The following is a 26107-nucleotide window of genomic DNA, read 5'->3' as shown; positions in this document are numbered from 1 at the left end:
GCATGCGTGGTTTTCCTCAGCTGTTTTATCCCTGGGCCCGTCCCCTGCTGCTCGGCCTTGCCTGCCTGATTGTGGCGGCTTGCTCGCGCGAGGAACCGCCGCCGGAGCCGGCCGTTAGATCGGTGAAAGTCGCCAGCGTGCACGCCGCGGAGGCCGACGGCGCGATCTTGAGCGGTGTCGTACGGCAACGCGAGCGTGCCGCGCTGGCCTTCGAAGGTGCGGGCCGCCTGGTAGCGTTGAACGTTGACGTTGGCGATGCAGTGAAACAAGGCCAGGTGCTGGCGAGTCTGGACACGGCGGCCGTCAGGTTACGCTTGAAACAGGCGCAGGCCAGCTTGTTCGCCAGCGTGGCGCAGACCGCCGAACGCAAGCTCAACAAGGTCCGCCAGCAACAGCTGTATACCCAGGGCAGCGTCGCCGCCAGCGCCGTGGAGCAAGCCGAAGCGGCGTGGCAGGCGGCCGTTGCGCAGCAGGCCACCGATGAAGCGGCGCTGGACCTGGTGCGACGCGATCAGCGCCAGGGCCAACTCATTGCGCCGTTTAACGGTCGCGTCGTGGCAAGACCCGCGCAGTTGTACAGCGAGCTGTCTCCCGGCCAAGTCGTGATGGAGCTGGAGGCCGTCGGCGCGTTGCAAGTTATCGTGCAAGTGCCGGTGGAACAGGCCACCGCCCTCAAACCTGGGGACCACGCCGTTGCCGTCGACCCGGCCGCGCCCGCCTCTATCCTGCCGATGGTATTGGAAGGTCTGTCGATGCGCGCGCAGAACGGCTTGCTGCAAAGTGCGCGCTTTCGCCTGATCGCCAACGAACTCGCGCTGCCCAGCGGCGTGAACCTCAACGTGAGGCTGGCACCCACTGCCCCGCTCTCGCTGTCTATCCCGACGCAGGCCCTGCGCATGGGTGGCGACGCCAACCAGGTACAGGTGTTCGTCTATGACCCGGCCCAGGGCAAAGTCGCCCTGCGTGATATCACCATTGGCCTGATCGACCAGGGCCGCGTCGCCATCGATAAAGGTCTCAAGGATGGCGAACAAGTCGTGGTCACCGGCGTCGCGTTTCTCAACGACGGCCAGCCCGTCAACCTGCTTCAGTCCTCCAGCCGTTTGAGCGCGACCGAATGATCAATCTGACCCGTCACGCATTGGGTGCGAGCCGCCTGACATTATTCACCGCCCTGTTGATCCTGCTTGCAGGCGTGGCAACGTTCCTGAACTTCCCTACCCAGGAAGAGCCCTCGGTGACCATCCGCGACGCACTGGTGAGTATCCAGTTCCCCGGGTTGCCCAGCGAACGCGTCGAAGAACTGCTGGCCCGCCCCACGGAAGAAAAGCTGCGCGAGCTGTCGCAGATCAAAAACATCGTGACCACCATCCACCCCGGCAGCGTGGTGATCCAGGTGACGGCTCGCGACGAAATCAAGGACCTGGGGGTGCTGTGGCAACAAGTACGCAATAAAGCCGCCGAGGCAGGTGCGAACTTTCCAACGGGCACCCAGGGCCCATTTGTCGATGACAATTTCGGGCGTGTCGCTGTCGCCTCCATTGCCGTCACCGCGCCCGGCTACAGCATGAGCGAGATGCGTGGACCGTTGAAGCGCCTGCGCGACCAATTGGGCGGGTTACCCGGCATTGGCCAGGTCACCTTGCACGGTATCCAAGACCAACAACTATCGATCGATTTCAACCCGCAGCGCCTGGCTGGCATGGGTTTGTCCCCGCAACAGTTGTTCCAGCAATTGCAGCAGCAGAATGTGTTGGCGCCTGGCGGCATCGCCAACATCGGCGGGCAGATCACGACCCTCACCGTGACCGGCGAACTGCTCAGCGTGGATCAACTGCGCGAATTGCCGATTACCACCGGCGCCGCGCAAACCATTGCGCTAGGCGCCATAGCGCAGGTTTCGGTGATGGCTACCGACCCGCCACAGACCGCCGCGGTGTACCAGGGCCAGGACGCCGTGGTGCTGGCTGTGTCCATGGCGGCCGGGCAGAACATTCATCAGTTCGGCGCAGCCCTGCGCGCTCGTTTGGCGCAGTTGGAAAAGCAACTCCCACTGGGCTTTGCCGCGCATGTGGTGACGTTCCAAGCCGATGTGGTCGATCAGCAAATGGCCAAGATGAAGCATGTGATGATCGAGACAGTCGTCATCGTCATGGCCGTGGTGATGCTGTTTCTGGGCTGGCGCACCGGGCTGGTGGTAGGCGCCATCGTGCCGCTGACCATTCTGGGTACGTTGATCGCCATGCGCATGCTGGGGGTGGAGCTGCAAACTGTATCGATCGCCGCGATCATCCTCGCGCTCGGCTTGCTGGTGGACAACGGTATTGTGATCGCCGAGGACATTGAACGCCGGTTGCAGGCCGGTGAAGAACGGCGCCATGCCTGCGAAGAGGCAGGACGCACCCTGGCGATTCCGCTGTTGACCTCATCACTGGTGATTGTGCTGGCGTTCTCGCCGTTCTTTCTGGGCCAGACCAGCACCAATGAATACCTGCGCTCATTGGCCATCGTGCTGGCGCTCACCCTGCTCGGCTCGTGGTTATTGAGCATCACGGTTACGCCATTGTTGTGCCTGTATTTCGCCAAGGCTGCGCGTCACGCGGCGTCGGAGGGTAACTACGACAGCGGTTTTTACCGTGGCTATCGGGCCGTCATCTGCCGTGTGCTGCAGCACAAGGCGCTGTTTCTGATTGCCATGCTGGTGTTGCTGGGCGCCGCCGTGTTCGAACTGATGCGCGTGCCCTATGACTTCCTGCCTCAGTCGGACCGCTTGCAGTTTCAGGTGCCCATCACCCTGGAGCCCGGCAGCGGCTCGCGCAAAACCTTGCAAAAGGTGCGTGAGATCAGCCTGTGGCTGAGCAGGGAACCGCAGGTGGTCGACAGCATCGGCTACGTGGGTGATGGCGGGCCGCGCATCGTGCTGGGCCTCAACCCGCCCTTGCCGGCACCGGAAACCGCGTACTTCACGGTCAGCGTCAACGCTGGTACGGATATCGACGCGGTCATCGCCAATATGCGTCGCTACCTGCTCAAAGAACACCCTGAACTGCGCGCAGAGCCGAAACGGTTTTCCCTGGGCACCACCGAGGCCGGTGTCGTCATCTATCGCGTGCTGGGTCCGGACGAGAACGTATTACGCACCCTGGCCGGCCAGATCGAGCAGGCCTTACGTAACGTGCCTGGCACACTGGATGTGCACAATGACTGGAGCACGCGACTGGCGCGTTATACCGTCGAGGTCGATCAGCACAGTGCGCGCCGTGCCGGTGTAGACACCCAAGCGATTGCCCAGGCGTTGCAACTACACTTCGGCGGCATCCAGATCTCGTCGTTGCAGGACAACGAAACACGCGTCCCTCTGGTGGTGCGCGAACCCGCCACGGCCAACCATGACTCGCCCGATCTGCGCGGCATTCTGGTCTACCCGGCCGACGGCTCGACCCCGCTGCCGCTGACGGCCATCGCGAACATCGTCGCGTCCAGCGAACCCTCCACACTGGTGCGCCGCAATCAGGAGCGCTGCATCACCGTGGTCGGGCACAACCCTTCATTGACGGCGACCTCCATCGTCGAACAGCTGGCCCCGCAGGTGGCCGCACTGGCCTTACCGCCGGGCTACCGCGTTGAGCTGGGGGGCGAAATCGAAGACTCGGCAGACGCCAACCAGGCGCTGTTGCAATACCTGCCCCACGCGCTGATCGCGATGCTGCTGTTGTTCGTCTGGCAATTCAATTCGTTGCGCAAGTTGCTGATCGTCGTCTCCGCAATCCCCTTCGTATTAATCGGCGTTGCGGTCGCGCTGCTGATCACCGGCTACCCGTTCGGCTTCATGGCCACGTTCGGCCTGTTGTCCCTGGCAGGGATTATCGTCAACAACGCGGTGTTGCTGCTGGAACGTATCGAGGCGGAACTGCACGTTGGCCTGCCGGTTTCCGAGGCCGTGGTGAATGCCGCCGTGAAACGCCTGCGCCCCATTGTCATGACCAAGTTAACCTGCATTATCGGATTGATCCCGCTGATTCTTTTTGCCGGGCCACTGTGGGAAGGCATGGCGATCACGCTGATGGGTGGCCTGGCGCTGGGCACGTTGGTGACCTTGGGGCTGATCCCTGTGCTCTACGTGGTGTTGTTCAATAAAAACCAGAGGGCTTTGCGCTGAGGTAACTCGGGCAGTGCGAGTGCGTAACAGTCATACGCAGGTCACGACCAGCAAGTCGACTGCATGAGTCGATCCGACAAAATGCAGTCGACTTGCTGGCCTATTCAAATGCTCACTCATAAACCCTGAAGAACTCATCGACTGCTTTGTCCTTGCCTACTCTGTTCATGCTCCTCAGATCATTTCAGACGCCAACCTTCACCTTCTTTGCTTATCAACCCTCGCTGCTCGAGCGACACAACGTAGTTGCGGTGTCCCTTTTCGCTCTTGCGTCGAAACAAAGGCAATACGTACGGTAAAACTCCCGGCACAAGCATGACTAAACGCGCAGTCCAGGATTCACTGGGACGAACGAACAGTTCAAGCCGAGGTTTTTCCAGCGCTTTGATGACTGTTTTAGCCACGTCTTCGGGCATTTGAGGCGGGTCCATAAACTGCATCTTGTTGCCATCTTCAATGGCCTCGCGCATCAACATCGGCGTTTCCGTCGCCGACGGATTCACAATGGTGAATTTTACGCCCAAGCGTTTGCCATCCAACCCCAAGCACAACATGGCGCCACGCAGACCAAATTTTGTCGCTGAATAAATGCATGTTTCCGGCATGGGAAATAACCCGCCCAAGGAAACAATTGAAATAACCCGTCCGTCACTGGCTTGCTGCAACAAGGGTAGAAACGCCTGACACAGTTCCAAAGGAACCATCATATTGAGCTGAACTTCACACGCAATCGACACGACAGACCTGACCTCAAAAGGAATGTTGCTTAGTATCCCGGCGTTATTGACCAGTAGATCAAGGCGACCGATCTCACTACTCACATAGCTCACCAGTGCCCCAAGCGCTTCACGATCGGTAAGGTCTGTCTGGTAGGTCAATGCCAGGGGGCCGAGTGCGGTAGCCGCCTGGGCCAGGCGCACCGCATCAATATCGACCAGCAGGCATTTGACGCCTCGGGCGATCAGCGCCGCCGCGATAGCGCACCCCAGCCCACCGGCGCCCCCCGTGATCAGCGCTACCCAGCCCGTAAACGACGTATTACTTGCCATGCAGACTCTCCCCCAGCACGTCATGAATGACAGGCGCTGCGATCGTTGGGAAAGGCTGATCGAGTTTGATGGCCGCATATACGTCCTCAGTCAATCGTGGCCAATGCATGCGCGTGCGCAATATCTCCAGGTAGGCTGTAAAGGACCGAGCATCCAGATAAACCGCATGCCGATCCGATTGAACAAACTGAATCCCCCCACTGAGGTCCGAATCGTCGCGCTGAATCAACTGATCGAATTGGCTCGCTGTGTCGAGCCCATCCAACTGCGCCCGAAAATACGCAGCCAGGGTGAGCGCCTGGGTATCAAAAAGCTTGAAAGCACTGGAGTTCTGATCGAGGTAGCCGATGGCGCAAAGGTTACGGTGAGTGCGGCTGAACATCGACAGGTAAAGTAAAGGCCTGCCGTTCTTCCATTCGAAAAACTGCGCAGCACATTCCGCGCCCCATTTGAACCCCGTGGCACAGAGGATCAAGTCGATTTTTTCGCGGGCACCATCTTCAAAAATGACGAAATCGCCGTCCAGCCGGTCGATGTTTTTGCGCACCGCAATATTGCCGTGCTGAAGATGATGCAGCAGTTGCGAGTTCACGATCGGGTGCGTCTCGAACAAGCGATGATCAGGCTTTGGCAGGCCCCAGCGGGTCAGGTCGCCCACAAGCAGCTTCAAAAAAAACTTGAAGTCGGGCCTGGCCAACCACAGTGGCAGGTGCGGCCCACTTTCACCAAACACATCGGCAGGCACACCAAACACGTGCTTAGGAATGAAATAGTAACCGCGCCTCATGCTGCTAAAGGCGGCTTTTGCGTGGATGGCGGCTTCGCAGGAAATATCTGCGCCGGAGTTGCCCGCCCCCGCCACTAACACGTTCTTACCGTGAAATTCCGAGCCGGATTGAAACGAATTGGAGTGGCGAACTTCCCCGTTAAACTCACCACGCAACGATGGCAGGTTGGGCTTCCAGTTTGTCCCGGTGGCCAACACTATCCAACGGTATCGGCGCGCGGAACCATCACTGATGGCTGACGGACCAGTGTCCATCGGGTTCCTTGTCGATCCGGGTCACCGTTGTGCTGAACTGAATAGACTCACGCAGCCCGAAGGCAGCAGCGAAGCTCCTGAGGTAGTGAGCAATTTGACGGTGGGAGGGGTATTCCGGAAGGTCCTTGGGCATTGGAAGCCCGACGAAGCCCGATAGATCCCTGGAGGAGATAAAATGCGCCGAGTCATACATCGGTGTGCCGACATTGGTGATGTCCCAAATCCCTCCTACATCCGAATGCCGCTCAAATTGGTCATAGACGATTTTCTTGGCTTTGAGTGCGCGTGCGGCACTCAGCCCACCCGGCCCGGCGCCAATAATGCAGGCGGCATTTCCTCGGTCGATAATCGCTGCGTCTTGTTCTGATTCCATAACGCTTTCCTTGGATATTCAGTTCAGTGTTAAACCGAAATCTAAAGCGAAGCCGGTGCGTTCGATGAGCCTTTCTCGGCCATTTAGGGGACCATGGAGGACAGATAGGCTGCGCACTCAGGAAACCAGCCCGTCATGCCCGCAATAGCAGAAAGGGAGGTGTTAGATTACCGGCTCAAAGCTATCGTCTACAGACTCATTCCGATGGAGAGCGTGTGATCTATGTTAGAGCCCGCAGCCGCTGCCCAGCACTGGACGCAGCATCCCCAGCAGAATGAAACCGTGGTGGTTCCCAACGTCGCGCGGGCCTTGTTCAGCCTGTTGATGGAAAGCGGGCTGTCGACGCAGCGCATCTGCCGCGGGCTAGGCTTCGGTTATGCCGAGCTGCTTGACCTGGACATGCGCTTGTCTTATAGGCAGACCCGGATGCTGATTATTCGAACGCAGCGCGCGATCAATGACCCAGCGTTGGGGCTCGCTACCGGCATGCGTCAGACGCCCGTCTCCTGGGGACTAGCAGGCCTGGCCATGCTGACCTGCAGAACCCTGGGCGAGGCCATTACCTATGGCCTTGAACATCAAGGTGATACCGGTGCGTTACTGGAGCACCGTGCCAGCGTTCACCCCAACGAGTTCATCATTGAGGTCACCCCCAAAGTGTTTGATCTTGAAATTGAGCCCTTCTTGATCGAAGAAGCCTTTTCAAGTGCCGTATCCGTGGTAAGGCGGCTTATCGGGCCAGCCTTCAATCCCCTCAGGGTAGAGTTGGCGTACGCCCGCCCGGATTACGCCCAAGCCTATCGGCGCGAATTTCGTTGCCCGGTAAAATTCATGGCCGGGAAAAATCGCTTGATCTGCGAACCTCATTGGTTGAACGCGCGCCTGCCGGACTATGACGACATGGCGTGTGACCCGTTGCGGGCCAAATTGGATCAGATGTTGAACCGATGTGACTCGCGCAATGATCTGGTTGAAACCCTCTCCAGTCATATTCGCCTAAACCTCGACGACCCTGAAGCCCTGCAGAGCTTTTCAAAGAAGCTCAACATGAGTGAACGTACCCTGCGTCGTCGCCTGACAGACCTGGGCGTGACGTACAGCGGTCTGCTGGATCGGATCAGGCACGAGCGGGCCTGCGACTTACTGCAAAACACAGTTATGTCGATAGCTGACATCGCCCACACCCTTGGCTTCAGCGATGCTCGCGGGTTCCGGCGCGCCTTCAAGCGCTGGACGGGTGCGTTGCCAAATACGCAGCGCACCGCCTGATGTCAGACTTCATACCGAGGTGTTCTTGAAAGCGATCACGGGTGAAGTCGCGCTGCTGTCATTGGCCAACACCGGCAACTCTCGACGCAATACCCAGAGCGTGATCGGTTTGGGCAGAACTCTGGCCAAACGGATCAGCCACCTCATCGGCCAAGGAAACAAGTAGTCCCAGCGCTGGCTGCGCATCGCGTAGAGCATATGATCGACGGCTGCTGCTTCGGAAATTTCCAGCGGTGCTGGCATGCCATCGTTTGCGGTTTGCGCGGTGGCGACAAAACCTGGGTAGAGCGATAGAAAGCGAATACCTCGGTTACCAAACTCAATGCGACAGGTATCGATCAACAGGCGCAGCGCGCCCTTCGCGGCGCTATATGGCCCCTGCAACGTCACACCCAGGAAACCCGCCAGGGAATTGGTGTGCACGACAAAACCATGCCCCTGGCGACTCATCTGCTCCAGGGCGGGGAACAGATAATTGACCACTACATCGTAGTTCGAGCGCATATACGCAGTTACGTCGGCCGCACTCATCTCACGCATATCCAACGCGGGAGCGCCGCCGGCATTGAGCACGACCACATCCAGACGACCGTATAGCTCGACAATTTCATCCACGAGACCGGCCGCCGCATGCTCATCCAGGGCATCGACTGCCGAGACCAGGCATTTCCCCCCCTGAAGCGCGATTTCCAGTTGAAGGTCATTCAACAGCTCCTTGCGCCGGGCCGTGGCCACTACCCAGGCGCCTTCCTGCGCCAGACGCACCGCCAGCCCGCGCCCCATGCCGGAGGATGCTCCCACCACCAGTACCACTTTGCGCGCAAAGCTGACGGGCTTACTCGCGGGGCATCGGCGCAGCAAACCCACCAGGGTCAGTGCAATCAGCGAGAACGCGGCACTGACCAGCAACACGTACTCGGCGTTCTCCCCCACTACCCACTGCGACGACATCAAAGGGCCGAAGGCGCACCCCAGTAGTTGCATGCCTGGAACTAGCGCCGCTATCCGCCCCGAGCGATCCAGTTGCAACGCGATACGCACCTGGAACGGCGTCAACATCAACCAGATCAAGCCAAACGCGCCGCACAACACCAGGAATACCTTGACGCCCATATCAGCCGAAAAATACATCCCCAGCGCGATGCCACCCAACAGCAAAGCGGCGACCGCCAACATTGAATAGTCCGAGACTCGACGCACCAGGACAATTCCCAGGCACCCGCCCAGCACTTGCATCAGCAACGTCCCAGAGATAAGCAACTGTGCGCTTTGCGCATCCATTCCCACGTATTTGCTCAATGGCTCCAGGTAAGCCCAGAGCCCACCAATGGCGCTGAGCTGCATAAAGGCCAGCCCCAGCAATAGCACGTGGTTAAGGCCCCAACCGAACTTGGTATTTTCCGTGTGCTCTGCGTGTTGATTCGCCAATTGAATGGGTTGCCAGCGGACTAAGAGCAACGAAGCGGCCGTCAGCGCTCCCAGAAACACGAAACCGTAAGACGATGTGCTCTGAATCGGCAGCACCCAATATGCCAACACTGCGGCTACCGCCGCCTGACCAAGTGTCTGCACCACCATGAACACACCCGCCACACGATCAGGCGCAGCCCCCTGGACGATCAGATTTACGGTACCCCATAACAGCAAGCCCTCGGCCAACCCCGCCAAACCACGCGTCAGTGCCAGTGCGCCATCCCCGGTGGTGTTGGCCGTGACCAGGTCCATACCCGATGCCGCCAGGATGGCGACGACCGTAAGCAGGCGCAGGCTAAACACGGAGCGCAGTAAATCGCCCAGGACAACGCCCAACCCCAGCGAGAGAATTTCGCCCATAGCGACCAACCCGACGCCCTCAAGCGAAAGTCGGTTTTGCGCCAACAACTCCCCCAGCAGCAAGGGTTGCAGCCCTACCATCAGCACAGCAATCGAGCCCAGCGCCAAGGCGGCACTCAGGTGTTTACGGGAAACAGCGGACGATATGTGCATGGCGTTACACCTCTTGAAGGGTTTTCAGTAACCACGGTTTTCCGGCGGAATCTCGCCTCGGGCAAAACATTGCGTCGCGCGTTTTTCATCTTTCATCAGTCGGCCGTTGGCGACGAGCACCACCCACCAGGGCAACAGCGTCATCTTGGCGCCAGACGCTTTGGCGAGGGTGAAGGCCTTGGCGCATTTTTCAAACAGCTGCGCGTTAAGCGCCATCCGAGTGCCGGTGGTGCCCAGGATGACGGGCACGCCCTCGATCAACACCGCGTTACCACCGCGCTGCAAGGCTGCAGCAATGTCCTGGACTGATGCAGCCGGTCCGTCCATATGACCAATATGTCGAGCTTGCTCATCAAATAAAATCGGCATCACCCCCCCAAAGTCCCCCAGGCTCCGGGCGAAATCACCTCCGCCCAGCAGAACGGCCCCCACATCGGCCCGCGCGTGATAGATCGCATGATGGGTCTGGCTTTCACCCATGACGTGCACCGGCCAGTCGATACAGATGGGGGCCGCATCATCGAGCCGTCCCCACCACATGCGTTCCTTTCCCGGTATGCGCAAGGAAACGCTGCTTCTCGACTCCACCAGGCCGCTCAGCCGTTGCCGAAGTTCCAGCCACTGTTGTCTCAGTAAATCTTGCATCGCGCTCACCTCACACCAATTGAAAAACGGCGTCGAAACGCTCGAGCGCGTCGTCGATGACGTCGTCGGTATCGGCCAGGCTGGTGTAGATCCGACTGCCTGCCAACGTGATCAAACCGTGCGCCGTATAAGCGGCTCCCATTTCCTCCATCATGTGCTTGCGCGACTTGGCTTCATTGCGTGCTCGTAGCAGCTTGAGCGGATTACTGGTGTCCAGCAACAGCACACCCGACGTTTGCAGGTGCACGATCGAGCCCATGTTATAGGCCACGTAGGGCAACCCACGACGGTTGATGATTTCCTCAAGCCCCTTACGCATACGGTCGCCGGCGCGTCCCGCCAGGGCTGGCGCATTCAGCTTGCGCGCCTCGATCAAGGCGTAGTAGCCCGCCACGCAGGACAACGGGTTGGCCGACAACGTGCCACCGACAAAGGCGCGCCGCGCCGAGGTACCGATACCGCCGGCGAGCAGTTGCATGACATCTCTACGCCCACCGATCGCCCCGGCCATGGGGTAACCACCGGTCAAGCATTTGCCCAGCACGGTAATGTCGGGCATCACGTTGAAATAACCTTGCGCGCCACCCAAGCCAGCACGGAAGCCGGTGACCACCTCGTCAAAAATCAGCAGTGTGTCGAACTCGTCACAGAGCTTGCGTAATTGGCGGTTGAAGTCCGGGTGCACCGGGCGCGTGCCGCTTTCCGGACCAAAGGGTTCCACCATGATTGCTGCCGTACCGCCGCGCAGTCGATTGATCTGCAAGCGCCGACGCAACGCATCGAGGTTATTCGGCGGGCTCTCCTGGGTGTTGGCCGTGGCGCCCCGAGGAATACCGACCGCCTCCATACGCCCGGTGCCTGGCAAGCGCATGCCATACACCAATTGATCACTCCAGCCGTGATACGCCCCGCCGATCTTGATCACCCATTTCTTGCGGGTGTAGGCACGCGCCAAACGCACTGCGGCCATGACCGCCTCGGTGCCGGAGCCGAGCAGGCGCACCATGTCGACGCCGGGCATCACTTCGCAGACCAACTGCGCCAGCTTCACCTCATACTCATGCAGCAGGCCGGTGACCGGGCCACAGTCGTCGAGAATCCGATTGACCTGTTCACGAATGGCCGGATGGTTGGAGCCCAACAATGTCGGCCCACCGGCTTGCAGGAAATCGATATAGCGGTTGCCATCCACATCGATCAGGTGCGCGCCCTTCGCCTGGGCGATGGCGAGCGGAAAGGGATGGTTGAACGCAAGGTTATGCTGGACACCCCCCGGTATGAATTTCTTGGCCTCCTCAGCGAGCCGTCTCGAACCCTGGCAGCGCTCGTCGAAATAGCCCATGACTTTGTTCAGCGCCTCACGCTTCAAGGGGCGAATCGGCTGCTTGACCAGCGCATCGAAACGGCGATACAGCGAGTCGACATCAGGCCATTGCGAAACCGCTGAATCTGCTGGTACAGGTAATGTGACGGGATCAAGAGGCTTGTTCATGATGGGGTCTCGGAAGAAGGGTGAGCGTCGACAGCACTGGAACGCATCAGGGCGTCGACCAAGCGCGCCACGGCGGCGGGTGACTGTGCTTTATGACGGGACTTTTCGGTGATTTGGCGCAGCAAGTAGTCACGACAAAACGTCTCGAGATCCTCGAGGCGCGACAGGGTCGTCTCGACATCCGGGCCACAACACAGCACACCATGGTTACGCATCAGGTAAGCGTTGTAATCCCAGCGAATGGCACGGCCGAATTTGCCGGCCAACCAATTGGAGCCGGAGGGTGCGTACCCCACCAGGGGAATGTGTTTGCCCAAAGACTCCCACAGCTGCGGGTCCGTTACATCCAGAGGCTCACCGAGCAAGGTGCAGGCACTGGCCACGGGCTGGTGGGTGTGGATGCTGCACTGCACGTCCGGGCGAGCACGCAGGATTTTTGCATGCAAACCGCTTTCGACCGTTGGCGCGCGGTCACCGGAGAGCTGTGCCAAATCCTTGAGGCGCAGCACGCAGACATCCTCGGGGCGCATGGTGAAATAGTCGGTGGCCGACGGCGTAACAGCGATGTGCTGCGCATCGATGCGCAATGCGAGATTGCCTCCCGTCGCCGCAAAAAAACCGCGGTGGCAAAGATGCTGTGAAAGCTCGACGATTTGTTGTTGCACATGACTCATGAGGCAGTCTCCTGTGTGGGGTTCAGGCGTCGATACAGCGGCGCGAGGCGCTTGCGGACCTCCTGGAACGTTGCGAATTGATCGTCGTATAGCGCGCGAGTGACCCGGGACGGCTCAAACAGGCGGTGGGGGCGTTTGAGACTCGGAAGGTCGTGAAACTGCAACTTGCCCAACGCCACCGCCGCAATAAATGCAGCCCCGCGGGCGTTGGTCTGGATCGCGTTCTGCGGCTGCTGGATAACGCGCCCGCAGACGTCGGCCATGATCTGGCACCACACCTCGGACTGGGCGCCGCCACCGGTCGCTACGATCACGTCGCTGGGTTGGCCGAGAAAGCGCGCGAACGGTTCGAACATCCAGCGCGTATTGAGCGCGACTCCTTCCATGAAGGCGCGAATGATGTCTTCCCGTGAGTGCTCCAACTTCAGGTTGAACAAGCCGGCGCGCAGGCTCGGATCACTGATTGGCGAGCGTTCGCCACACAGCCACGGCGTGTAGATCAACCCTCTCGAGCCCGGCGGCACCCGTGCCGCGATCCGGTCGAGCAAGGCGTAGACGTCCGGCTGCTGTTCATCACTAAGCAGCTCATCCGGGTGGTACAGCACCTTGTCGCGTAAAAACGAAAGGTTCGCCCCCGCAGCCGACTGCATGGCCATCGCCAGGTAGCGGCCATTAACGGCACTCGGCACCGCAGCAATGTGGTGACGCACGCTGGTTTTTTTGAACGGGACGTGTGCGCCCACCCACGACGAGGTGCCCAGGTACAGGTGCGGGGCAAAGTCACTGACAGTGGCACCAACGGCCACCGCCGAGGTGTCGACGGCGCCCGCTACCACTTGCGTGGTGCGCGCCAGTCCGAGCATTTCGGCAAGCTCCGGGCGCAGCGTGCCGATAACATCCGTGGAGCGGACCAGCTCAGGCAGTTTGCCAGCCTCGATTCCTAGCGCCTTGACCAGGCCGTCGTCGTAGCGGATGCGATGGGGGTCGCGGTTGTCGGTGATCCATGCTGTCAGCATCGAGTCGCTGGTGGCGCAATAGCGACCCGACAGGCGCAGGTTCATGTAGTCGAGCACATTGAGAAACTTGTGGGTTCGCTCATAGCGCTGCGGCTCGTGATCAAGGATGTAAGCCATGTGCCCGGCGGCATCCATGCCGGACAACGAGGCCACGCCCCCGGTCAGACGCAACGAACGCCAGAGTTTGAGCGGCCCGTACCCGGCCAGGCTGAACCGCCCTCCTCCCATGCGCTTTTTGACCGCGCCTGCGCCCCGCTTGTCCAGCCACAACATCGCACGCCCAATGGCAACGCCGTCCTGATCCACACACACCGTTCCTTCGCCCTGTGTCGAACAACACACCGCGATCACCTGGCGCCGCCGGACGGGGTCGGCGCTGAGCAGTTCGTTGGCGCCGCGCAGAAAGGCATTCCACCAATCCTGCGGTTCCTGCTCGACGCTCAACCCGCTCACATGCAACGGTACACTGTGAAACGCCCACGCCCGAATCTCGCCTTCCAATGAAACCAGCGCGCACTTGCAACCAGAGGTGCCGAGGTCCACCGCGAGGACGAGTTGCTCCAGACCGGTGGCCACCTGAGGCGTCCGGGATAAGAAAAGCGAAGTCATAAAGGTCTACTCAGAAAGTACGTGAAATCGATGCGACCCAGCGGTTCTCATCCGTGGCGCGTACATGCCCGTTGTCCTCGGCCATATACAGCTCACGCGCCCGTGTCTTTGCGGTCACCCAGTCGAGCCCCCAGTCGAAGCCCCACAAGTGATGGATTAGGCCAACGCCGTAGTCAGCCGCATTGGCTTCGGAGAAATTAACGATTTGCTGATAACCCGCATGCAGCTTCAGCGTGGTGTTCATGCCGAGTGCGTATTTGTAGTCCAGGTCATAGAGCATGCTGCCACGGGAGTTGCGGTCGCCCTTGGCGTAGCATTCCAAGCCCTTGGTGGGATCGTCGCGGAACTGCAACTGGGCCCCGCACACACCGCCGGTGTTGGCACCACGGTAAGTTTTGGACAATACCCGCGCGACTCGACCTTCAAACGCGCCGTAACCGATTTCCAACACGGCGAACTGGCTGTTGTAGTTGGTCGTACGCTCATCGGTGGGCGTGAAGGTGTCGAAGTCAAATTTGTTGGGTGCCTTGAACTGCGCACCGGGGAACATCTCTGCCGCCAAACCCACACCGTAATGCCAAGCCTCCGGATCGCCGAAGCGATAACCGCCCGCGAGCAGGACGCCAAGGCCGTCACCTTCAAGAAACTGCTTTTTGTTGACAGTGGTGAATTCGGCCAGTGCCACCAACCCTGATTCATGGGCGACTTGAATGGTGACTCTGGCACCCGGCCGATTCAACGAATCCGAGACGCCCCGGGTCCTGACATCGGATACGGCCTTGGCCGTGACATCGATTGCATAGCTGGCCATCTCGTCGGCAAACGCCAAGGAGGGGCTGACGACAGGCCACAGCAAAGCAGCCATCAGATAATGGTGTGTAGTTGCACGCATGAGGCTCTCCCACAAGAAAGGTCGGATTTACAAAGTGCAAACCGGAGTAGGAGGCAGTGAGGCAATGCGCTCGAATTGCTCTGTCTTACCGAGGATCTCGGTACCGACAAAAGCCCGGACATTGAGGTACCCCTCTTTGACCCGAACGACGCCTTTGTATTTTTTATGATCGCGGGGATCAAACACCCAGCCATCGCGCCACGCTTCCTGGTCGAAACGATCCAGTTGCATGATCTGTACGCCGCAATCGCTGGTGGTGGAGGCCACGTCCTTGACCCAGACGACCTTTCCACACAGCGCGCCGGGTTTGTCGGCGCATTCGTCTACCTTGACCACCGCATCCTTTTCCGACGTGAGCCACAGGCCCTTGGCCTCCTGTGGGCCCGCCGCCGCAAAACCGCTGGAACAGCACACCAGTGCCAGTGAAAGGAACAGCCATTGCCGCGCGTTCATAGTCGTCACCTGTATTTTTTGTTTTAAGAGACCGTCACACTAACGACGCATCGGTTATGATAGTCATCGCTACACGATAGTTATAACTACCATTAACAACCTCAGCAACATTTTTTTTCATTTTGATAAGCTGATTCTTTAACCTTTTTTTGCTAGGTACCTATGGCCAAGCCCAACACCGCCAGCGCCCGCGCCGCTAACGCCGGGAAAACACAGGAACACAAGAAACCGCCTGCACAGCAGCGCAGCACAGAGACCTACGAGCGGATTCTCATCGCGACCGCGCAAACCCTGTGTGATGTGGGAATAGAACGTCTGTCCACCAACTTGGTCTGCGAATGCGCCGGGCTGACCCCGCCAGCGCTGTACCGCTACTTTCCGAACAAGTACGCGCTGCTGACGGTATTGGGAGAGCGCCTGCTGGAAAAACAGAACGGGCTGATCGATAACTGGATCACTCCGCAGCTGTTGTCCGGGCCGCCAGAGGCGTTGGAGTTGGCGCTCGCCGATCTGATCCTGGAGACCTATCGGGTCACCGAGGCAACGCTAGGCGGCATGTGGATCCTCAAAGGGCTGCGCGCGGTACCGGCGCTGGAGCATGTGAGGATTGACTCGCACCGAAAAGTGTCCGGCGCACAGGCAGAAATCCTCGCGGCCGTGTTTCCCCAGGCGGATCCTCAAGAACTGGCCACTGCTGCCCGTGTGGCGGTGGAGATGATCCACGCGACGATTGAACTGCTGTTTGACGAATCCATGGACCCCAAGAGCGTCTGCGCTATGGTCGCGTCGATGATTGTCAGCCATCTGGATCGGTTGGCACCTGTCACGAGAGCGTGAAGTGGAATGCGAGCATGGCCGGTGAGAACCTGTTGCCCGGCCGGATCGCACCTTCATCGACACCCACGGGCGCTTTACCCTCTTAACAGCGAGACCACACGCCCCCTTACCTACCGCCGAACTCATTAGGTCCTTCATGCGCCGTGTCGAAACCGCCCCACAGCCACCTGTTCGCGATTATGCCTATTACCATCAGGTACTGGCCGGGGTGCAGTTGCCCGCCGCATTGATTGACCTGGATGCACTGACGATCAACCTTCAGTGCCTGGGCAAACGGGCCGGGCACCTGCCCGTGCGACTAGTGACAAAATCCATACGCTCGGTGGAGATGATTCGCACGATCATGGCAACGGGGTCGTTCATGCAGGGCCTGCTGTGCTACAGCGCCGCTGAGGCCGCCTGGCTGGCTGGCCTGGGTTTCGACGATATCGTAGTGGCTTATCCGACGGTGGATGAGCGCAGCCTGGTCAAAGTCGCCTGCCAATTGCGGCGAGGACGCTCGATCACGCTGATGGTCGACAACGGGACCCAAGTGCAGGCGATCAACGAGATAGCCGTAACCGAAGGTGTGGTTATACCGTTGGCGATCGATCTGGATATGTCGTCTGATTTTCCTGGGCTGTACTTCGGCGTGCACCGCTCTCCGATCAACGACGTGGCGAGTGCGCTCGGACTGGCCGCCGATATCGCCTCGAACCAAGGCGTCATATTGCAAGGGCTGATGGGTTATGAAGGGCAAATTGCCGGACTGATGGATGCGGTGCCAGGCCAAACCGTCAAGAATAGAATCATCCGGTTTCTCAAAAGCCGCTCCATAGCCGAAGTTAATAAACGCCGGGAGCAGGTTGTGCAAGCGTTGCGTAAAGCCGGCCACAGCCTGCAGTTTGTGAACGGCGGCGGCACGGGCAGTTTTGAAAGCACCCGCCAGGATCCTTCGGTCACCGAGTTGGCAGCCGGCTCCGGCCTGTACGCACCGACCTTGTTTGACCACTACCAAGCCTTTGAACTGAAGCCCGCAGCCGGGTTTGCCTTGCCCGTGACACGCACCCAGGCCCCCGGCGTGATGGTGTGCTCAGGCGGTGGTTACATCGCCTCTGGGCCCGCGGGCAAGGACCGATTGCCCCAGCCCTGGCTACCCAGCGGCTGTCGCTTGATCGACAACGAGGCCGCAGGCGAAGTCCAAACCCCACTGCAACACACCCTGAGCCAAGCATTGAACCTCGGCGACCCGGTGCTGTTTCGTCACGCCAAGGCGGGCGAACTGTGTGAGCGTTTCGATGAACTGCTGGTGATCAGCAATGGGCGCGTGGTGGATCGCGTGCCGACTTACCGCGGCGAGGGCAAAAATTTCTTCTGACGACTCGCGCACGCTCACATCCCCTCTCTGGCATCTTGCCCAAGGATTACCGTCATGAATCAGCCTGTCAGCAGCATGCCCACGGCGCTTGAGCCTGTGCCGTTACTCAATGAACTGTTCACTGCCCAACAAGCCGCCGTGCATGCCCAGGGCGCCCCGACCTACGCGCAGCGCATGGCCGCCTTGAACGCGGTGTTGCGCCTGATCACCGATCATCATGACCCACTGCTGGAAGCGGTGTGCGCGGATTTCGGCAACCGCTCGTTCGCCGAGACCCAACTCAGTGAGCTGATGCCCATCGTCAATGGCATCAAGCATATACGCTCGCACCTCAAAGCCTGGATGCGCCCCAGCAAACGCAAAGTGGGTATAGCCTTCAAGCCCGCCACTGCGCGGGTGATTTATCAACCGCTGGGCGTAGTGGGCATCCTGGCCCCATGGAACTACCCGTTGACGCTGACCCTGGCGCCATTGGTGGAAGCCCTGGCTGCGGGTAATCGCGTGATGATCAAACCGTCCGAACTGACCCCGCGTACGGCGTTGCTGCTGCAACACTTGCTGGCCCAGACCTTTCCTGCCGACCAGGTCACCGTGGTCATCGGCGACGCGCAATTGGCCAGCCGCTTCAGCGAACTGCCGTTTGATCACTTGTTGTTTACCGGTTCTACTCAGGTCGGGCGCCTGGTGATGGCGGCCGCGGCGCGCAACCTGACTCCGGTAACCTTGGAGCTGGGAGGCAAGTCACCGGTGGTGCTCGCTGCGGATTTTCCACTGAAGAAAGCGGCGCGGATGATCGCCATCGGCAAGCTGTTCAACGCCGGCCCAACCTGCGTCGCACCCGATTATGTGCTGGTGCCGCGGCCTTTGGTCGAGCGCTTTGCCACTGAATGGCTGGCGGCAGCCAAGCAACTGTACCCTAGCATCGATGGCAATAAAGACTACACCTCGATTATTTCGCGGCGTCATTACGAGCGCTTGCTGAACCTCGTGGATCAGGCGATCGTGGCCGGCGCCAAGGTGTGGCAGAACATGGAATTCGATCAGACCACCGAGCGCAAAGTCCCACCGACCCTGCTGACCGACGTGCCATTGAGCACCGATATCATGCGCGAGGAAATTTTTGGCCCACTGTTGCCGGTTGTCGCCTACGACACGCTCGATGAGGCGCTGGCGTTCATCAATGCGCGGCCTAAACCGTTGGCGCTGTATTGCTTCTCCAATGATCGGACCTGTGTTGAGCAGGTGGTGCAGCAAACCCGTTCAGGCGGTGTAACGATCAATGGCACCATGCTGCATGCCACCCAGGACGACCTGCCCTTCGGCGGCGTCGGTGAAAGTGGCACGGGGGCCTACCATGGCTACGAAGGGTTTGTGCGCCTGTCCCATGCCCGTGGCGTGTTCAAACTCAGTCCCTTCAATATGTCCGACAAAGTCGCGGCGCCGTATGGGCGGTTTACCCGCCTGGTGACCCGCCTGATGCTGGGCAAATAACCGCATCACAGGGAGCCGACCATGCTCGGTGCTACACGGCACACCGCCGATTTACCGGTCAACCTGCTGCGCAGTCTGGCGGACCTTGTTGTGCAACTGGGCCTGGACCCGAATCGACTGTGCCTGGGCTTAGGCTTCAACATCGCTGACCTGGCCAACCCGCAAAGTCGCGTCTCGATTCGTCAGGCATGCCTGATGATCAAGCGCGCTCTGGACATGACCAAGGGGCGCGACAGAGGACTGGGCCTGGACATGAGCACGACCGAGTCCATCGCCTCCATGGGCCTGGTGGGTTATGCCATGTTGACCAGCGCTACCCTCGGTAGCGCGATAGCCCTGGGCATCGACATGCAGAAACAGACCGGCGCGCTATTGAGCTTCGAGAACCTCGAATCCCCAGGGCATATCACGCTCCAGGTCACCTGCCCGTTTCATGAGCCCGAGATCCTGACCTTTCTGGTGGAGGAAGCCTTCGGCGTGTTCTTGAATGTCGCGCGTACCCTGGCAGGCCCGGCGTTCAGCCCGTCGTCGATCGAGCTGAGTTACCCACGGCCCGCCTACGCCGCCCACTATGAAAACCTGTTCAGATGCCCGGTGCACTTTGACCGCAAGGACAATCTGTTTGTCTGCGCCAAGCACTGGGCCAATACCCCCATCGGCACCCACAATGCATTGAGTAATCGACAAGTCATGGAGTTGTTGGAAATGAGTGACGGCCGGGGCGGCGAAATTGAGTTCGTCGAATCCGTCGAGCGCATCCTGCGTCGTGATCTGCGTACACCCCTCAATTTGTCAGCGGTCGCCTCGCAACTGTGCATGAGCGAACGCACCTTGCGCCGGCGTCTGGCGCAGAACGAGATGTCCTATCAAGCCATTCTGGATGATCTGCGCAAACAGCGCGCCCTTTCTTTATTGGGCAATGTACGCATGACGCTGGATGAGGTGGCTTTTGAAGTGGGTTTCAGCGACGCGCAGAACTTCCGTAAGGCGTTCAAGCGCTGGACCGGGCACGGCCCGCGACAAACGCGCGCTTGACTGCCGTCACTTTCGTGGCTTTTGACTGAACGCTTCCAACCGCAAGCCATGCCATGCGATCGCCAGCAGGCGTAAACGACGCGGCCCATACAGCGCCTGAATGAAGCGTTCGAACAACTTGAATTTGCGTGGTGTGTAGGGGTACCAATTGGCCTCGATCTTGCTCCCGGCCTTGTCAATCAGTACGGCCTTGCTACGGGTGAACCCAAGCAGCCCTTCCGGCCCACGCAGTTTGCCGAAGCCACTTTTCTTCGCACCGCCAAATGGCAAGCCTGGGTTGCCTTCGCTCATGTTGACGTTGTTGATCGACACTCCGCCGACCTCCAGTGCACCGGCCACCCGCAACGCGCGCTGCGTGTCGGCGGTGAACACACTGGCACACAGGCCATAGTGGGTGTCATTGGCCAGCTCAATGGCGTGCGCTTCGCTGGTGAAGGCCATGACCGGCAATACCGGACCGAAGGTTTCCTCGTTCCACACCCGCATCGCCGGCGTGACACGGTCCAGAATGATCGGCTGTACAGTCAGGGAGTTCGCGCTGGGTACGGCACCGAATCTCAGGCGCGCGCCAAGATTCAGGGCGTCCTGCACATGCTCGATGACCTTGTCACGCTGAAAGCCGACGGTCATGCGCCCGACATCGGCGTCGCCGTTATCGCCAACGCGCACGACGAGCTTTTGCGCCTCCTTGACCAGACTATTGACGAAACGATCCTGCACGCTGTGCTCTACCAACAGGCGCTCCACACCGCTGCAGGATTGCCCGGCATTGGTGAAACCGCCCCACAGCGCGCCAGCCACCGAACGCGCCATGGGTGCATCGGCAAACACGATCATCGGATCTTTGCCACCCAGCTCCAGCTCCACCGGAATCAATTCACGACTGGCCTGAGCCATGATCTTGCTGCCGGTGGGGCCACTGCCGGTAAAAAAGATCTTCGCCGGCTGCTGCTCGATCAACGCCGAGCCCAGGCTGCCGGCGCCGTACACCACCCGGACCAGGCTCTGGAGTACCGATGAACACGCCAGGACCTGTTCGATCAATCCCTTGCAGGGAGCGTGTTCGGAGGGTTTATACACCACGGCATTGCCCGTTACGAACGCTGCAGCGATGCCGGTAATTGCGTTGTGGAAGGGGTAATTCCAGGGGCAGATGATCAGGACGACACCCAGGGGCTCATGCAGCAGTAACGACTGCTTGCCCAACAAAGTAATCGGCGTTTTGACCTTTTCAGGCTTCAGCAGACGCTGGGCATTTTTCTCCAACCAGTTGAGCCAATCAAGGGTGCCGAGAACTTCCGCAACCAGTGCGTCCGTTCGACACTTGCCCACCTCCTCCATGACTCGCGCGATGATCATTGAGCGATGGGCCAGAATCGTTTGTTTAAGCTTGGACAGTTCGGCCAGGCGCTCCTTGGTGGACAGCTGTGAGTGAGCGCGCAATGCCGTGCGGGCGTTTGTGAATGCCATCCGGGCAACCTCGGCCTCATACGGCAGCACGTTGTCGCGCGGGCGCGGTTTGAATTCATCGGGAGTGTTCATTCAACGTTCCTCGGAATCATCGGCCAATCTTCAAGGTAACTGACCGCAAGCCTCTGAAGCAGGGTTGAGACGGACGAAAACCGGTTAAATACGGCTATTTGCCAGCGCCCAACTGAACCTCAGCTGAAGACAATCGCTATCGCGATTAAACCGTTTGATTAATACCGATGGGTATTCAGATCATGAACAGCCTGTTTAACAAGGCTTGGCCGCCTTTAATGAAATACTCAGGACCACACCGTTGACGTTCCGGAATCCATTTGTGCAGTGCCTGTCAGCGTCCGTGCTATATGCCTTTGTGCTGATACCGCAGTTGTCCCAGGCGGCAAACCATCCCGAAGGTTTTGCCAAGGGCGTGACCGGTGGTGGCGAGGCTGCGGCTGTGCACCCCGCCACACCCACTGAACTGAAAAATGCCTTGTGCGCGCGCTTCGACACGCGCGGCAATTGCACCGATGACACGCCACGCGTGATCGCCTTGGACCATACCTTCGATTTTCGCGGTTCGGTTGTTTCCGACGGCAGCGCCGAAGTAACGGAGGCCGGATGCATGGCCAACGCCTGTGCCCATGGCGGTGGGCAATGGGCGATCGACGGCGCCAACCATTTCTGCCAGTCAAAACCGCCGACCACAGTGACCTACGACAAGGCAGGGCTGCAGCGCCTGAAGATTGGCTCGAACAAGACGCTATTGGGAGTAAGTGCCCGTGCCGGTATTCAGGGCATGGGGCTGTTTATCGGGAGCGGCGCACACAATGTCATCGTGCGTAACCTGACCCTGTCGGACATCAACCCCCGTGTGGTCTGGGGCGGTGATGCACTCACCCTGGACGATGCAGATGGCGTGTGGATCGACCATGATACCTTCGCGCGTATCGGCCGGCAGATGATCGTGACCGGTTGGGGTAGCGCGACCCATGTGACGATCTCTAACAACGAGTTCGACGGCCGCACGCCCTACTCGGCGACCTGCGATGGTCACCATTATTGGGTATGGTTGTTTCTAGGCCATCACGACACCCTGACGCTGCTCAGAAACTACGTGCATGACACCTCGGGGCGCGCGCCCCATTCAGGCGGAATGGGCAATGCCGAGATTCGCGCGCAACTGGTCAATAACGTATTTGCCCATCTCACGTACCAGGGCGCGATCATGTCCCGCACCGCCAGCTCCCATCTGCTGGTGGAAGGCAATGACTTCGAAGACGTATCGCACCCGCTGTTCAACGATACCCGACAACCCGGCACGGCATTCGCCCTCTTCGCCCCAATCCCGCAGTCGGCCAACGACACCTGCCAGTCCGCGCTAGGCAGGCCCTGTGTTGCCAACCAGCAACACTTGAGTGGCGATGACTATCGTCCCCAGGATGCTCCTGTGCTGGCGGCGTTCAAGGAATACCGTCAATACCTTATTGCACCGCAGCCAGCCGAAACGGCGCGAATTGAAGTCCCCAACAACGCCGGTGCTGGTCACGTCAATCCGGGGAGCCAGTGATGCGACGCCTCCTGCTGATCATGTTTTGCACACTTGCGGCCCACGCACACGCCGCCGGCTTCGGCTTCACCCGCACCGACTCCCGGATCGTCGTCGACACCGGTGCAAACTTGCTGTTCAGCGTGGACACGCGCAATGGCGATTTGACTTCCATGCGCTATCGCGACAGCGAATTGCAGACCACCGAACCCAAAGCCTCGCAGATTGCTTCAGGCCTTGGCAGCGCACAGGTAGACGTGCACACGGTAGGTGACGTGATTGTGATCAGTGCGCGGGCGGGAGAGTTGATCCATTACTACCTGGCGAAAAAAGGTCGCGCTGCTATCTACATGGCGACCTACGCCCCAGCCTTGCTACCCGTGGGCGAGCTGCGCTTTGTGGCCCGGCTCAACGCCAACAAGCTGCCCAAGGCCGACCGCGGCACCGACTCCAACGTCGGCACAGCGATCGAAGGCAAAGATGTGTTTTTGCTACCCGACGGGCGCACCAGCTCCAAGTTCTATTCGGCACAACCGATGATCGACGACCCACTGCACGCGGTCAAAGGCCCCGGTGTGGCGGTTTACATGCTGATGGGCAGTCGTGAACTCAGCTCTGGAGGTGCGTTTTTCAAAGATATTGCCACCCAGAAAACGCCGACCACCCATGAGCTTTACAACTACATGTTCTCCAATCACACCCAGACCGAGCCCTATCGCGGCGGCTTGCATGGGGTTTACGGGCTGTTATTTACCGACGGTGGCACCCCTGACGCGGCCTTGATCGACGTGGGTTTCGTCAATAACAGCCTGGGCCTTGCCGGGTTCGTGGACAGCGCTGGGCGCGGCGCGGTAGCCGGTCACGTTTGCGGCGTGACCAGCGCACTGCCGGCGGTGGTGGGTTTGAGCAATGCCAACGCCGAATATTGGGCGCGCGCCGATGGCAGAGGGAGATTCCAATTGACGGCGGTACGCCCGGGGCAATATCGGATGACGCTCTATCAGAATGAACTGGAAGTCGCGCAGCGCACGGTTGATGTCAAAGCCGGCACCACCACCCAGACGAGCTTGCAGGCGCAACCGCTTCCAGGCCAGGTGAAATGGCAAATCGGTGTGCCCGATGGCACTCCGGCTGGCTTTCGCAACGCGCACCTGGTGCTATCGGCACATCCCAGCGATTCACGCATGGCGTCATGGGCCCCCGTCACCTACACCGTAGGCACCAGCACTGCTGATGAATTCCCGGCGGTGCAATGGCGCGACGTTAACAGCCCCACGCGCATTCAATTCGTATTGGCCGCCAACGAGCTTAGCGCTTACCGGCTACGCCTGTTTATTTCGCTGGCCCAAGCCGGAGGGCGCCCAGCAGTGAGGGTCAATCAGCACTGGACCGCGCCAGTGCCACCCGCTTCAAAGCAGCCCGACAGCCGTGGCATCACCCGGGGCACTTATCGCGGCAACAACACCGTGTTCGAGGTCAGTGTTCCGGCCACAGCGCTGCAGGTAGGCGTTAACACAGTGGAGATCGGCGTGGCATCAGGTAAAACGGGGAAAGGCTTTCTAAGCCCAGGCATTGTGTTCGATAGCGTGCAGTGGGTGCAGTAATGATCACTGGGACCCGATCGGTCCACTCACCATCGGCAAGCACGCCGAAATGATAGCTAGCGAGTGGCTGACAGGGGCCGGCCTGGTCATTCTAGGTATCGTAACCGGCTTTGTCGGCACCAATACGGGAGGAAGCGTGTTTTTCACAGTCCCGGTCATGATTGGGCTAGGCATTGCACCGCAGTCGGCCGTAGCCACTGCCCGCTTAGCGTCACTGGGCACGATGCTGGCTGGACTACGTCATTTCCACAAGCACGGAAAAATCGATTATGCCGCTGCTTTCCCAGCGGCGCTCCTAGGTCTGCTTGGGGCGCTGGCGGGGGCGAGTCTGCTGATTGAAATCGATCCTCTGCTGCTGCACAAAATAATTGGAGCACTGACGTTATTACTTGTAGCGCTTTCGCTAATCAAAAAGCCGCTTGCCGGAGAGCCACGCCCTTCCTGGACAAGGCGACTCGCAGGCTATTTGCTGTTCATCCCAGTAGGCGCAATTGGGGGTTTATTTGGCGGGCAGGCAAAACTGTCGACGTACATCTACATTATTTTTTTTCGCAAAACGATCAGCGAATCCATTGGCACTCGAAAGGTCGGAGGGTTGGTGCTGTCAATCGGATCGCTGATGGTCTTCGGCATCAACGGCATTATCAACTGGCAATACGGCGGATGCCTATTGGCCGGCACAGTGCTTGGCGCAAACGCCGGGGCACGATTTGCGTTAAGCAAAGGCGATGAATGGATGGAGTGGGTATTCAATATCGTGGTGATTGGCTTGGCGTTGAAGCTGCTTTTTGAGTAATCGATATGGATAGGTGCCGCCAAGCCGAAATTTATCATATCGTGTTGAACCTGCAGCCGGTCCGGTAATTGGATATACCTATCGTTGCGCAACCTTGAAGCCGTTACCGACCAGAGATACTGACCGCGAGCAACGATACGGCGCAAAACCAAGTTATGACCCAGCCGTAGATTTCAAAATCAGCCCAACCCCAGACTCATCAATTACTGTTTTGTTGAGCGCCCAAGCGATGTGGCAGCTACCGCAATGACGCTACGTCGTAGACATCTAAAGGCAATGCTTGGCCCCCCCTACTCGCCTAACGCTCACTTA

Annotated in this window: 21 protein-coding genes; 10 read left to right on the top strand and 11 right to left on the bottom strand. The window is 59.4% G+C overall.

The window, feature by feature from the left end:
• Positions 1 to 2: 2 nt before the first annotated feature.
• Both L6D81_RS08540 and L6D81_RS08535 read left to right on the top strand, forming a co-directional pair.
• On the top strand, positions 3 to 1121 hold the full coding sequence (locus L6D81_RS08540; protein ID WP_108538200.1) for an efflux RND transporter periplasmic adaptor subunit: 1119 nt from the start codon (positions 3 to 5) through the stop codon (positions 1119 to 1121).
• Entirely contained in the window at positions 1118 to 4159 is a 3042-nt protein-coding gene (locus L6D81_RS08535) for an efflux RND transporter permease subunit (RefSeq protein WP_236178704.1), read from the top strand. Before L6D81_RS08540 ends, L6D81_RS08535 begins: the two co-directional genes overlap by 4 nt.
• Positions 4160 to 4338: 179 nt before the next feature.
• Here the strand turns inward: L6D81_RS08535 and L6D81_RS08530 are convergent, their stop codons facing one another.
• Genes L6D81_RS08530 through L6D81_RS29505 form a run of 3 tightly spaced genes read right to left on the bottom strand, consistent with a single transcriptional unit; the run spans position 4339 to position 6623 of the window.
• A complete protein-coding gene (locus L6D81_RS08530; protein ID WP_236178703.1) occupies positions 4339 to 5208 on the bottom strand; it encodes an SDR family NAD(P)-dependent oxidoreductase in 870 nt (289 codons plus the stop codon).
• A complete protein-coding gene (locus L6D81_RS08525; protein WP_276574203.1) occupies positions 5198 to 6250 on the bottom strand; it encodes a SidA/IucD/PvdA family monooxygenase in 1053 nt (350 codons plus the stop codon). Before L6D81_RS08525 ends, L6D81_RS08530 begins: the two co-directional genes overlap by 11 nt.
• Positions 6222 to 6623 carry an NAD(P)-binding protein gene (locus tag L6D81_RS29505; protein WP_276574202.1) on the bottom strand — a complete coding sequence of 134 codons (402 nt, stop codon included), beginning with the start codon at positions 6621 to 6623 and terminating at the stop codon, positions 6222 to 6224. Before L6D81_RS29505 ends, L6D81_RS08525 begins: the two co-directional genes overlap by 29 nt.
• 222 nt (positions 6624 to 6845) lie before the next feature.
• Here L6D81_RS29505 and L6D81_RS08520 point away from each other — a divergent pair, with 222 nt between their 5' ends.
• A complete protein-coding gene (locus L6D81_RS08520; RefSeq protein ID WP_236178702.1) occupies positions 6846 to 7892 on the top strand; it encodes an AraC family transcriptional regulator in 1047 nt (348 codons plus the stop codon).
• A 9-nt stretch (positions 7893 to 7901) separates the two neighbouring features.
• Here L6D81_RS08520 and L6D81_RS08515 read toward each other — a convergent pair whose 3' ends face one another.
• The 7 genes from L6D81_RS08515 to L6D81_RS08485 are packed head-to-tail and all read right to left on the bottom strand — an operon-like array spanning position 7902 to position 15659.
• Positions 7902 to 9878, bottom strand: coding sequence for an SDR family NAD(P)-dependent oxidoreductase (locus L6D81_RS08515; protein WP_236178701.1), 1977 nt, complete (start codon positions 9876 to 9878; stop codon positions 7902 to 7904).
• Positions 9879 to 9902: 24 nt separating this feature from the next.
• The gene (locus L6D81_RS08510; RefSeq protein WP_236178700.1) at positions 9903 to 10523 is read right to left on the bottom strand and encodes a hypothetical protein; all 621 of its coding nucleotides are present in this window, start codon (positions 10521 to 10523) and stop codon (positions 9903 to 9905) included.
• A 10-nt stretch (positions 10524 to 10533) separates the two neighbouring features.
• On the bottom strand, positions 10534 to 12015 hold the full coding sequence (locus L6D81_RS08505) for an aspartate aminotransferase family protein (RefSeq protein WP_236178699.1): 1482 nt from the start codon (positions 12013 to 12015) through the stop codon (positions 10534 to 10536).
• The gene (locus L6D81_RS08500) at positions 12012 to 12689 is read right to left on the bottom strand and encodes a class II aldolase/adducin family protein (RefSeq protein WP_236178698.1); all 678 of its coding nucleotides are present in this window, start codon (positions 12687 to 12689) and stop codon (positions 12012 to 12014) included. The genes L6D81_RS08505 and L6D81_RS08500 overlap by 4 nt, the downstream gene beginning before the upstream one ends.
• The gene (locus tag L6D81_RS08495; RefSeq protein WP_069787630.1) at positions 12686 to 14314 is read right to left on the bottom strand and encodes a xylulokinase; all 1629 of its coding nucleotides are present in this window, start codon (positions 14312 to 14314) and stop codon (positions 12686 to 12688) included. The genes L6D81_RS08500 and L6D81_RS08495 overlap by 4 nt, the downstream gene beginning before the upstream one ends.
• Before the next feature lie 10 nt (positions 14315 to 14324).
• Entirely contained in the window at positions 14325 to 15206 is an 882-nt protein-coding gene (locus L6D81_RS08490) for a TorF family putative porin (protein ID WP_236178697.1), read from the bottom strand.
• Positions 15207 to 15233: 27 nt separating this feature from the next.
• Positions 15234 to 15659: a DUF2147 domain-containing protein gene (locus L6D81_RS08485; RefSeq protein WP_236178696.1), complete on the bottom strand. Its 426-nt coding sequence runs from the start codon at positions 15657 to 15659 to the stop codon at positions 15234 to 15236.
• 162 nt (positions 15660 to 15821) lie between these two features.
• Between L6D81_RS08485 and L6D81_RS08480 the strand changes: the two genes are divergently transcribed.
• The 4 genes from L6D81_RS08480 (at position 15822) to L6D81_RS08465 (ending at position 20379) form a co-directional block, all read left to right on the top strand.
• Positions 15822 to 16496: a TetR/AcrR family transcriptional regulator gene (locus tag L6D81_RS08480; RefSeq protein ID WP_236178695.1), complete on the top strand. Its 675-nt coding sequence runs from the start codon at positions 15822 to 15824 to the stop codon at positions 16494 to 16496.
• A gap of 136 nt (positions 16497 to 16632) precedes the next feature.
• Positions 16633 to 17853: an amino acid deaminase/aldolase gene (locus L6D81_RS08475; RefSeq protein ID WP_236178694.1), complete on the top strand. Its 1221-nt coding sequence runs from the start codon at positions 16633 to 16635 to the stop codon at positions 17851 to 17853.
• Positions 17854 to 17907: 54 nt separating this feature from the next.
• A complete protein-coding gene (locus tag L6D81_RS08470) occupies positions 17908 to 19344 on the top strand; it encodes a coniferyl aldehyde dehydrogenase (protein WP_236178693.1) in 1437 nt (478 codons plus the stop codon).
• 21 nt (positions 19345 to 19365) lie between these two features.
• Positions 19366 to 20379 (top strand): AraC family transcriptional regulator, encoded by a 1014-nt coding sequence (locus tag L6D81_RS08465; RefSeq protein WP_236178692.1) that lies wholly within the window; start codon positions 19366 to 19368, stop codon positions 20377 to 20379.
• A gap of 6 nt (positions 20380 to 20385) precedes the next feature.
• Here L6D81_RS08465 and L6D81_RS08460 read toward each other — a convergent pair whose 3' ends face one another.
• Positions 20386 to 21921: an aldehyde dehydrogenase family protein gene (locus L6D81_RS08460; protein WP_236178691.1), complete on the bottom strand. Its 1536-nt coding sequence runs from the start codon at positions 21919 to 21921 to the stop codon at positions 20386 to 20388.
• 241 nt (positions 21922 to 22162) lie between these two features.
• Between L6D81_RS08460 and L6D81_RS08455 the strand changes: the two genes are divergently transcribed.
• The 3 genes from L6D81_RS08455 to L6D81_RS08445 are packed head-to-tail and all read left to right on the top strand — an operon-like array spanning position 22163 to position 25795.
• Entirely contained in the window at positions 22163 to 23416 is a 1254-nt protein-coding gene (locus L6D81_RS08455) for a pectate lyase family protein (protein WP_236178690.1), read from the top strand.
• On the top strand, positions 23416 to 24999 hold the full coding sequence (locus tag L6D81_RS08450) for a rhamnogalacturonan lyase B N-terminal domain-containing protein (protein WP_236178689.1): 1584 nt from the start codon (positions 23416 to 23418) through the stop codon (positions 24997 to 24999). Before L6D81_RS08455 ends, L6D81_RS08450 begins: the two co-directional genes overlap by 1 nt.
• A 49-nt stretch (positions 25000 to 25048) precedes the next feature.
• Positions 25049 to 25795 (top strand): sulfite exporter TauE/SafE family protein, encoded by a 747-nt coding sequence (locus L6D81_RS08445; RefSeq protein ID WP_154973783.1) that lies wholly within the window; start codon positions 25049 to 25051, stop codon positions 25793 to 25795.
• Positions 25796 to 26107 lie beyond the last annotated feature (312 nt).

It is taken from the genome of Pseudomonas sputi (assembly GCF_021603585.1).
GTDB lineage: Bacteria > Pseudomonadota > Gammaproteobacteria > Pseudomonadales > Pseudomonadaceae > Aquipseudomonas > Aquipseudomonas sputi.
The sequence above is the reverse complement of the archived record's forward strand: the minus strand, read 5'-3'. Positions and strand labels throughout refer to the sequence as shown.